The organism is Citrobacter sp. S-77, assembly GCF_963864895.1.
Classification (GTDB): Bacteria; Pseudomonadota; Gammaproteobacteria; order Enterobacterales; family Enterobacteriaceae; genus Citrobacter; species Citrobacter murliniae.
Map to the genome: position 1 here is coordinate 2,485,095 of NZ_CAWLWU010000002.1, position 14,067 is coordinate 2,499,161.

Annotated in this window: 14 protein-coding genes; 6 read left to right on the forward strand and 8 right to left on the reverse strand. The window is 48.8% G+C overall.

What is annotated here, in order from left to right; translation table 11 throughout:
• Positions 1 to 9 precede the first annotated feature (9 nt).
• From AACS05_RS12415 to osmB, 5 genes are all read left to right on the forward strand, one after another.
• Positions 10 to 1,944 carry an exoribonuclease II gene (locus tag AACS05_RS12415; protein WP_045443457.1) on the forward strand — a complete coding sequence of 645 codons (1,935 nt, stop codon included), beginning with the start codon at positions 10 to 12 and terminating at the stop codon, positions 1,942 to 1,944.
• 263 nt (positions 1,945 to 2,207) lie between these two features.
• Positions 2,208 to 4,199 carry a cyclic di-GMP phosphodiesterase gene (gene pdeR, locus AACS05_RS12420; protein ID WP_045443460.1) on the forward strand — a complete coding sequence of 664 codons (1,992 nt, stop codon included), beginning with the start codon at positions 2,208 to 2,210 and terminating at the stop codon, positions 4,197 to 4,199.
• Positions 4,200 to 4,382: 183 nt separating this feature from the next.
• Positions 4,383 to 4,565: a YciZ family protein gene (locus tag AACS05_RS12425; protein ID WP_045443463.1), complete on the forward strand. Its 183-nt coding sequence runs from the start codon at positions 4,383 to 4,385 to the stop codon at positions 4,563 to 4,565.
• A gap of 97 nt (positions 4,566 to 4,662) precedes the next feature.
• Positions 4,663 to 5,415, forward strand: a complete 753-nt coding sequence (gene yciT / locus AACS05_RS12430) for a DNA-binding transcriptional regulator YciT (RefSeq protein WP_045443466.1) — start codon at positions 4,663 to 4,665, stop codon at positions 5,413 to 5,415.
• A 264-nt stretch (positions 5,416 to 5,679) separates the two neighbouring features.
• On the forward strand, positions 5,680 to 5,898 hold the full coding sequence (gene osmB, locus AACS05_RS12435; protein WP_045443469.1) for an osmotically-inducible lipoprotein OsmB: 219 nt from the start codon (positions 5,680 to 5,682) through the stop codon (positions 5,896 to 5,898).
• Positions 5,899 to 6,006: 108 nt separating this feature from the next.
• Here the strand turns inward: osmB and yciH are convergent, their stop codons facing one another.
• The 5 genes from yciH to pgpB all read right to left on the reverse strand — a co-directional run bounded on the left by yciH (position 6,007) and on the right by pgpB (position 9,658).
• The gene (gene yciH / locus AACS05_RS12440) at positions 6,007 to 6,333 is read right to left on the reverse strand and encodes a stress response translation initiation inhibitor YciH (RefSeq protein WP_045443472.1); all 327 of its coding nucleotides are present in this window, start codon (positions 6,331 to 6,333) and stop codon (positions 6,007 to 6,009) included.
• A complete protein-coding gene (pyrF, locus tag AACS05_RS12445) occupies positions 6,334 to 7,071 on the reverse strand; it encodes an orotidine-5'-phosphate decarboxylase (protein ID WP_045443475.1) in 738 nt (245 codons plus the stop codon).
• 188 nt (positions 7,072 to 7,259) lie between these two features.
• Positions 7,260 to 8,429, reverse strand: coding sequence for a lipopolysaccharide assembly protein LapB (gene lapB, locus AACS05_RS12450; protein ID WP_045443489.1), 1,170 nt, complete (start codon positions 8,427 to 8,429; stop codon positions 7,260 to 7,262).
• Between the two features lie 6 nt (positions 8,430 to 8,435).
• Positions 8,436 to 8,744: a LapA family protein gene (locus tag AACS05_RS12455; protein ID WP_006684318.1), complete on the reverse strand. Its 309-nt coding sequence runs from the start codon at positions 8,742 to 8,744 to the stop codon at positions 8,436 to 8,438.
• 149 nt (positions 8,745 to 8,893) lie between these two features.
• Positions 8,894 to 9,658 (reverse strand): phosphatidylglycerophosphatase B, encoded by a 765-nt coding sequence (pgpB, locus tag AACS05_RS12460; protein WP_045443494.1) that lies wholly within the window; start codon positions 9,656 to 9,658, stop codon positions 8,894 to 8,896.
• Between the two features lie 197 nt (positions 9,659 to 9,855).
• Between pgpB and ribA the strand changes: the two genes are divergently transcribed.
• The gene (gene ribA, locus AACS05_RS12465) at positions 9,856 to 10,446 is read left to right on the forward strand and encodes a GTP cyclohydrolase II (protein ID WP_005126450.1); all 591 of its coding nucleotides are present in this window, start codon (positions 9,856 to 9,858) and stop codon (positions 10,444 to 10,446) included.
• 69 nt (positions 10,447 to 10,515) lie between these two features.
• On the opposite strand, the gene acnA is transcribed toward ribA, so the two are convergent.
• The 3 genes from acnA to AACS05_RS12480 all read right to left on the reverse strand — a co-directional run bounded on the left by acnA (position 10,516) and on the right by AACS05_RS12480 (position 13,806).
• Complete coding sequence (acnA, locus tag AACS05_RS12470; protein ID WP_045443497.1) at positions 10,516 to 13,191, reverse strand: aconitate hydratase AcnA; 2,676 nt, start codon at positions 13,189 to 13,191, stop codon at positions 10,516 to 10,518.
• A 304-nt stretch (positions 13,192 to 13,495) separates the two neighbouring features.
• Complete coding sequence (locus AACS05_RS12475; RefSeq protein WP_190284562.1) at positions 13,496 to 13,663, reverse strand: hypothetical protein; 168 nt, start codon at positions 13,661 to 13,663, stop codon at positions 13,496 to 13,498.
• Positions 13,664 to 13,665: 2 nt separating this feature from the next.
• A complete protein-coding gene (locus tag AACS05_RS12480) occupies positions 13,666 to 13,806 on the reverse strand; it encodes a YmiA family putative membrane protein (RefSeq protein WP_223306996.1) in 141 nt (46 codons plus the stop codon).
• Between the last annotated feature and the right edge of the window lie 261 nt (positions 13,807 to 14,067).

Here is a 14,067-nt window from a genome sequence, read left to right on the forward strand (position 1 = left end):
TAGACAATTATGCTTCAGGACAACCCGCTGCTAGCGCAGCTTAAACAGCAACTACATTCCCAAACGCCACGTGCTGAAGGGGTGGTAAAAGCCACGGAAAAAGGCTTTGGCTTCCTGGAAGTCGATGCACAAAAAAGCTATTTTATTCCACCGCCGCAGATGAAAAAAGTGATGCATGGTGACCGCATTGTCGCGGTTATCCATACGGAAAAAGATCGCGAGTCTGCCGAGCCGGAAGAACTGGTCGAACCGTTCCTGACTCGCTTCGTGGGTAAAGTTCAGGGCAAGAATGACCGTTTGTCCATTGTACCGGATCATCCGTTACTGAAAGATGCTATTCCCTGCCGCGCTGCTCGCGGTGTGGAACACGAATTTAAAGAGGGTGACTGGGCAGTAGCTGAAATGCGCCGTCATCCGCTGAAAGGCGACCGCACCTTCTATGCTGAATTAACTCAGTTTATCACCTTTGCTGACGATCACTTCGTCCCATGGTGGGTCACACTGGCGCGCCATAACCTCGAAAAAGAAGCACCGGATGGCGTGGCCACCGAAATGCTGGATGAAGGTTTGGAACGTCAGGATTTAACTGCTCTCCATTTCGTCACCATCGACAGTGCCAGCACTGAAGATATGGATGATGCGTTGTATGCCGAAGAGCTGGCTGACGGTAAACTGCAATTAACCGTTGCAATTGCCGATCCTACTGCCTGGATTGCTGAAGGCAGCAAACTGGATAACGCGGCGAAAATTCGTGCGTTCACCAACTATCTGCCGGGATTCAATATTCCGATGTTACCGCGCGAACTGTCCGACGACCTGTGTTCCCTGCGCGCTAACGAAGTTCGTCCGGTTCTGGCTTGTCGCATGATTATTGCTGCTGACGGTACGATCGAGGACAACATCACCTTCTTTGCAGCCACTATCGAATCCAAAGCCAAGCTGGCGTATGACAACGTTTCCGACTGGCTGGAAGGCACCGGGGACTGGCAGCCTGAAAACGACGCGATTGCCGGTCAGATCCGTCTGCTACAGCGCATTTGCCTGAGTCGTGGTGAATGGCGTCATAACCATGCTCTGGTATTTAAAGATCGCCCGGATTATCGTTTTGTTCTGGGTGAAAAAGGTGAAGTCCTGGACATCGTGGCTGAGCCGCGCCGCATCGCAAACCGTATTGTGGAAGAGTCCATGATTGCGGCAAATATTTGTGCGGCACGTGTGCTTCGCGACAAACTGGGCTTTGGTATTTATAACGTACACATGGGATTCGATCCGGCGAATGCTGAAGCGCTGGCCGCACTGTTGAAAACCCATGGTATGCACGTCGATGCCGAAGAAGTATTAACCCTGGAAGGCTTCTGCAAACTGCGTCGTGAGCTGGATGCCCAGCCTTCTGGTTTCCTCGACAGCCGTATTCGCCGGTTCCAGTCTTATGCAGAGATTAGCACCGAGCCAGGACCGCACTTTGGGTTAGGTCTGGAAGCATATGCCACATGGACTTCCCCTATCCGTAAGTATGGCGATATGATCAACCACCGCCTGCTGAAGGCTGTTATCAAAGGTGAAACCATCGCTCGTCCGCAGGATGATATCACCCTGCAAATGGCAGACCGTCGTCGCCTGAACCGTATGGCCGAACGTGATGTAGGTGACTGGCTGTACGCGCGTTTCCTGAAGGACAAAGTCGATTCCGATATCCGTTTTGCAGCTGAAATCATTGACGTCAGCCGTGGCGGTATGCGCGTTCGTTTAGTCGATAATGGCGCTGTTGCATTTATTCCGGCACCATTCCTGCACGCTGTCCGCGATGAACTGGTATGTAGCCAGGAAAGCGGCACGGTGCAAATTAAAGGTGAAGTGGTTTACAAAGTCACTGACGTGATTGACGTAACTATTGCTGAAGTTCGGATGGAAACCCGCAGCGTTATCGCTCGTCCTGCCGTGTAACACACATCGATTCAACGGCCTTTTTCTGTAACGAAAAGGCCGTTTTCTTTTTTTCCGCGCAATTAGCTGCCACGCACTACACTTCTTTCATCCAGTCAGAATTATTTTTTCTATTTTCAGCACACTGACTTTGCTTTTTCCTGAATCTGGATTACACATAAATATATAAATAAAACAATACGTTCAGCCATAATCAACCTGTATGAATCATGGCTACCCTTATTTTTGTGGCTGTATGCGCTTTAAACGGGATAGTACACATCATGAAAGACGTTCGGGAGAGGGTTACGTTGTATAGCTATATAGGCACTCACACCCCCTACTGGCGTTTGTCAGAGGATTGCAACATCCTGCATTTTTCTATCGCCGAAGCGACTGATACCGACCAAACCATCGAGCTTTCACCGGAACAAGCCGATCGTATTCGGGAGATGACAGTCATTACGTCCAGCCTGTTAATGACTCTTCCCATTGATGACGATGATATTCCCGTTCACCTGGTCGGACGGAAAATTAATAAACGCGAATGGGCCGGTAGCGCATCCGCGTGGGATGACACCCCTTCTGTTGCGCGCGATCTGGCACAAGGACTCTCTTTTGCTGAACAGGTCGTCTCTGAGGCTAATTCAGTTATCGTTATCCTTGATCGTCAGGGCAATATTCAGCGATTTAATCGATTGTGCGAAGAGTACACCGGGCTAAGAGAGCGCGAAGTGATCGGGCAAAGCGTCTTCACACTCTTTATGAGCCGCCGTGAAGCAGCCGCTTCAAGACGTAACATCGACGTTTTTTTTCGCGAAGGCAATTCGTATGAAGTCGAACGGTGGGTGAAGACCTGTAAGGGTCAGCGCCTGTTTCTGTTTCGCAATAAGTTTGTGCATAACGGCAGCGGTAAGAACGAAATTTTCCTGATCTGTTCAGGTACCGACATCACTGAAGAACGACGCGCTCAGGAGCGTCTGCGCGTGCTGGCGAATACCGATTCCATTACCGGATTACCCAACCGTAACGCAATTCATGAATTGATTAGCGAGGCGATCGACAACGCGGGAGACACCCAGGTAGGTATTGTTTACCTCGATCTGGATAATTTCAAAAAGGTTAACGATGCCTACGGGCACATGTTTGGCGATCAGCTGTTACAGAGCGTGTCGCTGGCAATCCTCAGTTGTCTCGAGGAAGATCAATTATTGGCTCGTTTTGGCGGCGATGAGTTTATTGTCCTTGCCACTAAAACGTCCCAGAGCGCACTGGAGGCCACGGCATCGCGTATTTTGACACGCCTGCGTCTGCCTTTCCGTATCGGCCTTATTGAAGTGTATACCGGATGTTCTATTGGTATTTCCCTCGCCCCTCAGCATGGAAATGATAGCGAAAGTGTAATTCGCAATGCAGATACGGCAATGTATACGGCCAAAGAAGGTGGCCGCGGACAATTTTGCGTATTCTCCCCTGAAATGAATCAACGGGTATTCGAATACCTTTGGCTGGATACCAATCTGCGTAAAGCCCTGGAAAATGATCAATTGCTTATTCATTACCAGCCGAAAATAACATGGCGTGGCGAAGTGCGTAGCGTGGAGGCTCTGGTGCGTTGGCAATCGCCCGAGCGCGGGCTAATCCCACCATTGGAGTTTATCTCTTATGCCGAAGAGTCGGGGCTGATTGTTCCGCTGGGACGCTGGGTTATTCTGGACGTCGTGCGCCAGGTGGCTAAATGGCGTGATAAGGGAATAAATCTGCGTGTAGCGGTAAACGTATCGGCTCGTCAGCTTGCCGACCAGACCCTTTTTACCGATTTGAAGCAGGTGCTTCATGAACTGAATTTTGAATATTGTCCAATCGACGTCGAGCTAACAGAAAGCAGTTTGATTGAAAATGAACAACTTGCACTGTCGGTTATTCAGCAGTTTAGCCAGCTTGGGGCGCAGATTCATTTGGATGATTTTGGGACAGGATACTCATCACTGTCGCAACTTGCCCGCTTCCCACTTGATGCGATCAAACTGGATCAGGCCTTTGTTAGAGATATTCACAAACAATCTATTTCACAGTCGTTGGTACGAGCCATTGTCGCGGTGGCGCAAGCGCTGAATCTACAAGTCATAGCCGAAGGTGTTGAAAGCGCGAAAGAGGACGCCTTTCTGACCAAGAACGGTGTCAACGAGCGTCAGGGCTTTTTGTTCGCCAAGCCAATGCCGGCCGCCGCATTTGAACGCTGGTATAAGCGTTATCTGAATAAAAAGTTGCGTTAAAGCGGAAGGAGTAAACATATTGAATATGGAAAAATGGACATTCCTGGATGGATCATATCTGTATGTAATTACAGAATATATATTATTCTCCGATCGTTCGGGATAATACTATTTTTCCCTTCTCTTTTGTCATGAATTTCTGCATCATGAAATTCTAACTATTTTGACATTAGGATGACGAACATGTCTGATATCGACGCACAGCGTCTGGCCGAACGTATTGATACCGTGCTGGATATCCTCGTTGCTGGCGATTACCACTCAGCCATCCACAACCTCGAGATTCTTAAGGCTGAACTGTTAAATACGGTCAAAGAAGATACAGAATCTTTGTCAAAAAAAGCCAGGGCCCCGTGGGAGATCTGATGGCATCGTTCTCTGTATGTGATTGCTATCATCAGATTTCAGATAACGCAGTCTCCGTTTAATTTCCGATACGATATCGCTATAAAAAATTAATACTATGAATTCCCGACAACAATCTATTTTGCAGATGGTGACCGATAAAGGCCAGATGAGTGTAGCTGAGCTTGCTAAAGTCACCGGCGTTTCAGAAGTGACGATTCGACAGGATCTGAACACACTGGAAAAACAGAGTTATTTACGCCGTGCGCACGGCTTCGCTGTCTCATTGAACAGTGATGATGTAGAAACGCGCATGATGACCAATTTCACGCTGAAACGTGAACTGGCCGAATTTGCCGCATCACTGGTCAATCCTGGCGAATCAGTCTTTATTGAGAATGGCAGCAGTAATGCGCTTCTGGCCAGAACACTGGCGGAACAAAAAGACGTCACCATCATTACGGTCAGCAGCTATATCGCTCATCTGCTCAAAGAAACTCCCTGCGAAGTCATTCTTCTCGGTGGGATCTATCAGAAAAAAAGTGAAAGCATGGTCGGACCGCTAACTCGCCAGTTTATTCAGCAGGTTCACTTTAGTAAGGCATTTATCGGTATTGATGGCTGGCAGGCTGATACCGGCTTTACCGGCCGCGACATGATGCGCTCTGACGTAGTCAATGCTGTGCTGGAAAAAGGTGCAGAGGTGATCGTGCTTACCGACAGCTCAAAATTTGAGGCAATTCACCCTTACACACTGGGTCCGTTAGATCGGTTCAGTCGCGTAGTGACGGATGCAAAACTCAGTGCCAGCGTGCAAATGCAGCTAGAACACTCGGGATTAACGGTAAACATCATTGATACCCAAGCATAATACTTCACCAGATGATTTGTCAGCAGGCAAATCATCTTCTCTCTGAGACTTATCTGACGGTCCAATTAAGACTTTTTACCTGTCGTTAACAGGATAAAGTCGTAAAATTACTATTAGCGGTATAACAGGAAGTGACTATCACCTGCGTGATTTAGTTGTCATCCCTGCGCAACATAGTTCACGGAAATATCTTTAATCGTCCTGATATGGCGTATCATTAAAGAGAACTGGATCCCGTGAATCAATAATTCAGGAGAAAGTATTATGTTTGTAACGAGCAAAAAAATGACCGCTGCTGTTCTGGCGATTACTCTGGCAATGTCTCTGAGCGCTTGCTCCAACTGGTCCAAACGTGACCGTAACACCGCGATCGGTGCTGGTGCAGGTGCTATCGGTGGTGCAGTCCTGACGGATGGCAGCACGCTGGGGACGCTGGGTGGTGCTGCGGTAGGTGGTATTATTGGCCATCAGGTGGGTAAATAATCTACTGTTGACTGGCTCGATATAATAAGACGTTTACTTTTCTCAGCTCTGTACCATTAGTTCGTTATTTATAAAAAAGCCACGGTCGAATTCCGTGGCTTTTTTTGATTAACCGCCCGCCAATTTAACTTTCATTCCCTTGGCTTCCAGCAACGATTTTATCAGGTCGCGTTTATCACCCTGAATTTCTATTACGCCATCTTTCACTGCACCACCACAGCCACATTTTTTCTTCAGCTCAGCGGCTAATTTAACCAATTCAGCATCATCCTGATCAATCCCGGTAATCAGGCAAACACCCTTACCTTTCCGACCGCTAGTTTGACGCTGAATACGGACAATGCCATCACCCTTCGGGCGGTCAGGCACCACTTTGGGTTCATCAATACGTCCGGATTCAGTTGAGTAAACCAGGCGAGAATTAGAGTCGTTCATTTATGCACCTCGTTTCAGGGAGGCATTGATCATCTTCAAGGTCTGCGCCGGATCATTCGACTGTGTGACCGGACGACCAATCACCATGTAATCTACACCGGCGGAAAGCGCCTGCTCTGGCGTCATAATGCGGCGTTGATCACCTGCCTCACTACCTGCAGGGCGAATCCCCGGGGTGACCAGTTTAAACGGTTGACCAAACGCTTGCTTGAATCGTACCGCCTCCTGCGCCGAGCATACAACACCATCCAGCCCACAATTCTGGGTTAAACGTGCCAGTCTTTCGGCATGCTCAGCCGGTGACAATGTCACACCAAGGTCTGCCAGATCGCTGGCTTCCATACTGGTCAGAACCGTCACTGCAATCAGTAGCGGAGCGTCTTTGCCGAAAGGTACCAATGCTTCACGTGCTGCAGTCATCATGCGTGCCCCGCCTGAAGCATGAACGTTTACCATCCACACACCAAGATCTGCCGCCGCTGCAACGGCATGCGCCGTAGTATTGGGAATATCATGAAATTTCAAATCAAGAAAGACGTCGAATCCACGCTGTTGTAAGTCCCGAACCAACTGCGGTCCAAAAAGCGTGAACATCTCTTTGCCCACTTTCAAACGGCAATCACGAGGATCAATTCTGTCGACAAAAGCTAACGCTTTATCGCGGTTATTGTAATCCAGAGCGACAACGACAGGAGAATCAGTAACAGCACGGGAAGAAGATGAAGCAGTAAACGTCATGACCAGACCTTCTTGAAGATGGCGCCGCTTGCGGCACAAAATGGGTAAACGGCGTGCATTCTACCTGCGGTAATAGAAAATTAACAGGCGCGTTTACATTTCTGCGAGGCGATGTGGCACAGGTGTTTGACACTGTGAATGATAACCACTCATTAGTATGTTGTAACTAAACAAGGCATTTTTTTAAATTACTGTCCATCAAGGCCGCGAATTGGCTTAATGGTTGACCACGAACGGCAGGACGGGCAATGCCAGTACAGCGTATAAGCTGTAAATCCACATTTATGGCAACGATAGCGTGGCTTACTGCGGATCTGCTCACCGACCATATCACGCAGAACCATCAGACTTTCTTTGGCGCGCCCTTCTTCCGCTTCATTAAGGTGATAGTCCATCAGCTTATGGAAAACGCGCATTGTGGGATGACGTTGTAACTGGCGGGTAATGTAGATCTGAGCGGTATCACTACCTTCGCGAGCTTCAAGGATATCAGCCAGCATCAGCTCAGCGGCAGCACCGGTATTTTCCTCAACTGCACGACGCAAAAACTCCGCCCACTCATCATTCTTACCGAGCTGCTGATAGCAACTTTGCAGCATTTCCAGCGTTTCGCTGACCAGCTCTTTATCCTGAGAAATTACGCGTTGCAGGCTTTCGACTGCCTTTGCATATTCCCCATTCATCATATACACGCGCCCCATCATGATGGAAACGCGGGCACTGTTTTTATCGGCCGCAGCCCCTTTTTTCAGCAACGTCATGGCGCGATCCATATCGTCGCTACCCATTTGCTGTAAGGCCAGTTCACAGTAAAAATGCGCGATATCTATACGCTGATTATCTTTGCCGAGTTTGACCAGACGTTCCGCCACATCAATGGCTTTCTGCCATTCGCTGGTTGCCTGGTAAATTTGCAATAATTGCTGCAATGCGCCCACGCGGAAATCCGTTTCATCGGTCAGCTGATTAAACATGTCCTCCGCGCGGTCATATAAACCCGCGGCCATGTAGTCGCGTCCTAATTGCTGAACCGCCAGTAAACGCTGCTCATAGGTCAGCGATGCACTTTCCATAAGAGTTTGATGGATGCGGATTGCACGATCGACTTCACCGCGAGAGCGGAACAGGTTTCCGAGGGTGAGATGAGCCTCAACGGTGCCTGTATCCTCTTTCAGCATATCGAGGAACAAATCCACCGCTTTATCTTGTTGATTGCTGAGGAGGAAGTTAACCCCGGCGACGTAGTCACGCGACAGACGGTTAGCTTCATCCTGCTTTGTTTGTTGCGCACTTCTGCGACCCATATACCACCCATAGGCAGCGGCTACAGGCAAAAGCAGAAACAACAACTCCAGCATAAATATTTATTCCTTCACAACCGACGAGTCGGCAGATACCGCAACGTCGGTCGCAGGCGCAAGCTGGTTTTCCAGTCGTTTGATTTTACGTTCGGCACGCGCAAGAGACACACGAACCTTCAGCCAGAAAAGGCCGCAAATTAACCAACCAATAGCAAAACCTGCAGCAAACAATACAGCAAGCAGCGTAGATATACGATACTCACCCTGAGCCAGCAGATAGTTAAACGTTACCTGTTGATCGTTTTGCGCACCTAATGTCACCGAAATAACAAAAATCGCCAACACCAGTAAGAAAATGAGTAAATATTTCACATTACTTCCCGTTATGTGGTTTGAGCGAATAAATCGTGAACAACTTACCGCGTTAAGCCTTTTAAATTACCATTTTCACGACGAGTGCGAAACGGAAAAGCGCCTTACACGTTATGATTTGAGGGCAAATTTCGAAAAATCAATCGTCGTCAGCTTTCTTGCTCGCGCTCTGCTATTTCCTGCTTCTCTTGCGCAGGCGGTGTTAATGGCCCGCATACCCGCTGTGCAAGCCAGGTTGCCAGTGTCACCAGCAGCCAGGATATCAACGTTGCGACGACTAAATCACGTGGCCAGTGCATTCCCAGAAGCAAGCGGCTGCCCATTACTCCAGTCGCCCAGATGAGCAAGAAAACAATTGTCAGAGTACGTCTACGCGGCCACAACAATCCTACCGCCAGTAAAGCCCAGCTTGCAGCAAACATCGTATGCCCGGAGGGAAAGGCAAATCCCGTTTCTTTTTGCCAGTGCTTACGCAAAAACGTTGGAATATCCTGCTGTCCTGACAGTTGTTCTTTTACTAAGTGCCCACGTTCTTTACGTTTTAAAGTGTAGAACTCATCAACAGGAACATGGTGTGTTTTTTCCAGCCAAATAACAAATGGTCGGGGTTCCTGTACCCGGTCTTTAACCCAGGATTTCACACCCTGGCCCAGTAATATTGCCCCTGCCAGGATAGTAAACAGCATAAGTGCAGCTTTCAGACGAAATCTCAGACACCACAAAAACCAGGCACAGAGAACGACATGCGTAATGATCCCCCAGGGCTGAGTCACCGTTTCTGTTATCCAATATAAGGATTTTAACCACCAGACATTGTGGCCTGGTTGCCATTCCCAACCCGATATCCATACTGAAACAGGCATGATCAGCAACAGTGCGGCTCCTGAGGCGGTCCGCTTTGCAATAGACAGCATTGCATCTCCTTTCGTCGATAAGTCTCACAATCATAACTGAAAAAAGTATGTATCGGGAAAATTGACAATTTTGTGCCATTCCAAAAACGAATGCGTTGTCGCAATTAGGTGAACACCATCGCCTTATGGCAAAATAGCGCAATACAGAAGCCAACAGGCGACGGCACTCAGGGTGCCAGCATAATCTGGAGAAATACATGCAGCTTAAACGTGTGGCAGAAGCCAAACTGCCAACCCCATGGGGTGATTTCCTGATGGTGGGATTTGAAGAACTGGCAACCGGACACGATCATGTCGCACTGGTTTTTGGCGATATCTCAGGCCAGACGCCTGTCCTGGCTCGCGTCCATTCCGAATGTCTGACCGGCGACGCACTGTTCAGCCTGCGTTGCGATTGTGGTTTCCAGCTTGAAGCCGCGCTCACACATATTGCTGAAGAAGGACGCGGTATTCTGCTCTATCACCGCCAGGAAGGTCGCAATATCGGTCTGCTAAATAAGATCCGCGCCTATGCGCTCCAGGATCAAGGCTATGACACTGTTGAAGCCAACCATCAGCTGGGATTCGCGGCAGATGAGCGAGATTTCACTCTGTGTGCCGATATGTTTAAGCTGTTGGGTGTCGACGAAGTGCGTTTGTTGACCAATAATCCGAAGAAAGTTGAAATCCTGACGGAAGCCGGTATCAATATTGTTGAGCGTGTACCACTGATTGTTGGCCGCAACCCCAAAAATGAACATTATCTGGACACCAAAGCCGCCAAAATGGGTCACTTGTTGAGCGAGTGATTTCACATAATTGTCGAATAATTCGGCATATAAAAAAGCCTGCAGTTAATTTGCAGGCTTTTTCGCATTTTAGTTCAGCATATTACGAATGACATAGTGCAAAATACCGTCGTTCTGGTAGTAGGTTAATTCCGTGGCGGTATCAATACGACAACGACACAAAATCACTTCTTTACTGCCATCTGCCCGCACCATATTCACCGGAATAATTGCACCCGGTTTTATATCTTGCAATTCCGTAATATCAATCACTTCATCACCGGTTAATCCGAGTGTTTTTCGCGTGACGCCTTGTGGGAACTCCAGAGGCAGGATCCCCATACCTATCAGATTAGAGCGGTGAATTCGCTCAAAGGACTCCGCGATAACTACCCGAATGCCCAGCAGACGTGGTCCTTTCGCTGCCCAGTCTCGACTGGAGCCCGAGCCATATTCTTTGCCGGCAATCACGGCCAACGGAACCTTCTCTTGTTGATAACGCATTGCGGCATCGTAAATAGCCACAACTTCTGTCCCCGGCAAATGACGAGTCATTCCCCCTTCAATGCCCGGCACCATTTCGTTACGAATACGAATATTGGCGAACGTACCGCGCATCATCACTTCGTGATTTCCACGTCGTGAACCGTAAGAGTTAAAATCTTTGCGCTCAACGCCGTGGTTCTGAAGATAACGCCCTGCCGGACTGTCCGGTTTAATGCTGCCTGCGGGTGAAATATGGTCAGTCGTCACGGAATCCCCAAGCATCGCCAGGATTCGTGCCCCATGAATATCCTGTACCGGATCCGGTTTAGCCTGCATGCCATCAAAGAATGGCGATAAGCGAATATAGGTCGAGTCGGACTGCCAGCCGTAGGTGTCTGCACGGTCAACATTGATGGTTTTCCATTCAGGTGTTCCTTCGAACACTTCCGCATACTCTTTATGGAACATCTCAGTAGAGACCTGTTCAACAGCACGGGCAATTTCCCGTGCAGATGGCCAGATATCTTTCAGATAAACCGGGTCACCATTTCTGTCATGTCCGAGCGGCTCTTTCGTCAGATCAATGTTCATATTTCCCGCCAGCGCATAGGCAACCACCAGCGGCGGCGACGCCAGCCAGTTCGTTTTTACCAGCGGATGAATTCGACCTTCAAAGTTACGGTTGCCGGAAAGTACGGCCCCCACCGTCAGATCACCTTTTTTAATCGCGGTTTCGATTGGGTCAGGTAACGGACCTGAGTTGCCAATACAGGTGGTACAGCCATAGCCAACCAGATTGAATCCCAGCTCATCAAGGTACGGTGTGAGTCTTGCCTGCGCCAGATAATCAGAAACCACCTTTGAGCCTGGTGCCAGCGAGGCTTTCACCCACGGCTGGCGTTTCAGACCGAGTGTGACCGCTTTTTTCGCCAGTAGCCCTGCCGCCATCAATACACTCGGGTTCGAGGTATTGGTACAGGAGGTGATTGCCGCAATAACCACAGCACCGTCCGGCAACTGATATTGATGCCCGTTCAGCACATAATCCACAGGTTGACGGTCTTTCTGCGAACTATTCACCTCAAGTTCATTGCTTGCCGCAAAAGCTTTCGGGACATCCCCTAATGCAACGCGATCCTGCGGACGCTTTGGTCCCGCCAGGCTTGCTTCCACATCGCCCATGTCCAGTTCCAGAGAGCTGGTAAATACCGGCTCATCACCAGGGTTGCGCCACATCCCCTGCGCTTTGGCATAGGCACCAACCAGTTCAACCTGTTCTTCGCTACGACCGCTCAGCCGCATGTACTCGAGGGTCACGCCATCTATCGGGAAGAAACCACAGGTTGCACCATATTCTGGGGCCATATTCGCAATGGTCGCCCGATCAGCCAACGGTAGGGTATCCAGGCCGTCGCCATAGAATTCCACAAATTTTCCGACCACGCCGTGTTTACGCAACATCTGGGTAACGGTCAGAACCAGATCGGTAGCAGTGATCCCTTCACGTAATTTCCCAACAAGTTTGAAGCCGACAACGTCCGGGATCAGCATCGAAACGGGCTGTCCCAGCATGGCGGCTTCGGCTTCAATTCCACCAACGCCCCAGCCCAGTACGCCAAGGCCATTGATCATCGTGGTATGGGAATCTGTACCGACCAGCGTGTCCGGGTAAGCCACCCACTCGCCATTTTGCAGTTCACTCCAGACCGCTTTTCCCAGGTATTCAAGATTGACCTGGTGACAGATCCCCGTCCCCGGCGGCACAACACGGAAGCGGCTGAATGCCTGCTGTCCCCATTTCAGAAACACATAGCGCTCGTGGTTGCGCTCCATTTCCAGCCGGACGTTCTCTTCGAAAGCATCATCGTCACCAAAACGATCGACGGTCACCGAGTGGTCAATAACGAGATCAACAGGTGAAAGCGGATTCACTTTTGCCGTATCACCACCCAGGCGCTTAACCGCCTCGCGCATGGCCGCCAGATCAACCACTGCCGGCACGCCAGTAAAGTCCTGCATCAGCACACGAGCAGGTCGATAAGCAATTTCGCGATCGGCATGAGCATTGTTCAGCCATCGCGCCAGAGCATGAATATCTTCTTCAGTAACTGAGTCACCGTCCTGCCAGCGAAGCAGGTTTTCCAGCAAGACTTTAAGTGATTTCGGTAAACGGGTGAGATCACCCAATGATTTGGCAGCCAAAGGTAAACTGTAGTAGCGGTAGGTTTTATCTTTAACCTGCAATGTGTCCTTACTGGCTTCTCGTAGGGTCGACGACATAGCTCCTCCTTAAATGACTGGGTTGGATCCCCTGATTTTCCTCAGGGTTAGTATTAAAGATAACACAAACAAAATGTAACGCTTTGATAACAACTCGAATTGATAAAAGAGGAGATCAGCAAAATGACCGGGAACTATGCAAAAAGAAATGAACTGTAAAGGAGATATGGACGTTGCGAATATGCAGCAGAGTACGTTATGCAATCGCTTACACGTTGTTTTTTATCTACGGGATCTGCGACGTCGTATTCGTCCCAAATTCAAAAAGGCAGGTTAATAATAATTATTATGAACTACACATTGATTATTTCTTCTGTTCTTCTTCATCGAACAAATCAATAAATGCCCGCTGTTGTGGTGAGAGCTGCCACGAATCGGGAATATCCATCACATATTCAGTGTTGGTCTCCTTCTCTTGCTCATTATCCTGATGAGATGGCACAGAGGAGGATTGTTGTTCCTGCGCGGACATGGTTATCCCCAAACTTGCCAAATCACGAGCGCTACCACAATCCAGAACACTGCGGAGCCAAGAAAGACCGTGGACCATGCTTTACGTTTCAGCGCGGGATCCCGGCGTTGTGGCTGGTTTCCAGAAGGCATCGCTAACCTCATACTATCGAAATCACTTATCATTTAGGCACCAAACAATTGGTACAATTAATCACCAGATGAGAGAAATCCTAAAGAAAAAGGTGAAAAAAAGCCAGTTAATTTTCGAATCCGGTAAGGTAAATAAATCAATTGTTTGATCGGATATAAATATTTGAAAGGGTTTTTGGCGAGCTTGCTAATTTGACACTACTTTAGCGGGTATTCCCCATAAATAATATACGGTTTATATATCCTATGGAAAATCATAAATACATTCAGATT

Coding starts and splice junctions, on each gene's coding strand:
- AACS05_RS12475 (WP_190284562.1), bottom strand. CDS start 13,663: ATGTCCGCGCAGGAACAACAATCCTCCTCTGTGCCATCTCATCAGGAT.
- acnA (WP_045443497.1), bottom strand. CDS start 13,191: ATGTCGTCGACCCTACGAGAAGCCAGTAAGGACACATTGCAGGTTAAA.
- osmB (WP_045443469.1), top strand. CDS start 5,680: ATGTTTGTAACGAGCAAAAAAATGACCGCTGCTGTTCTGGCGATTACT.
- lapB (WP_045443489.1), bottom strand. CDS start 8,429: ATGCTGGAGTTGTTGTTTCTGCTTTTGCCTGTAGCCGCTGCCTATGGG.
- yciT (WP_045443466.1), top strand. CDS start 4,663: ATGAATTCCCGACAACAATCTATTTTGCAGATGGTGACCGATAAAGGC.
- pgpB (WP_045443494.1), bottom strand. CDS start 9,658: ATGCTGTCTATTGCAAAGCGGACCGCCTCAGGAGCCGCACTGTTGCTG.
- pyrF (WP_045443475.1), bottom strand. CDS start 7,071: ATGACGTTTACTGCTTCATCTTCTTCCCGTGCTGTTACTGATTCTCCT.
- AACS05_RS12425 (WP_045443463.1), top strand. CDS start 4,383: ATGTCTGATATCGACGCACAGCGTCTGGCCGAACGTATTGATACCGTG.
- yciH (WP_045443472.1), bottom strand. CDS start 6,333: ATGAACGACTCTAATTCTCGCCTGGTTTACTCAACTGAATCCGGACGT.
- ribA (WP_005126450.1), top strand. CDS start 9,856: ATGCAGCTTAAACGTGTGGCAGAAGCCAAACTGCCAACCCCATGGGGT.
- AACS05_RS12415 (WP_045443457.1), top strand. CDS start 10: ATGCTTCAGGACAACCCGCTGCTAGCGCAGCTTAAACAGCAACTACAT.
- pdeR (WP_045443460.1), top strand. CDS start 2,208: ATGAAAGACGTTCGGGAGAGGGTTACGTTGTATAGCTATATAGGCACT.
- AACS05_RS12480 (WP_223306996.1), bottom strand. CDS start 13,806: ATGAGGTTAGCGATGCCTTCTGGAAACCAGCCACAACGCCGGGATCCC.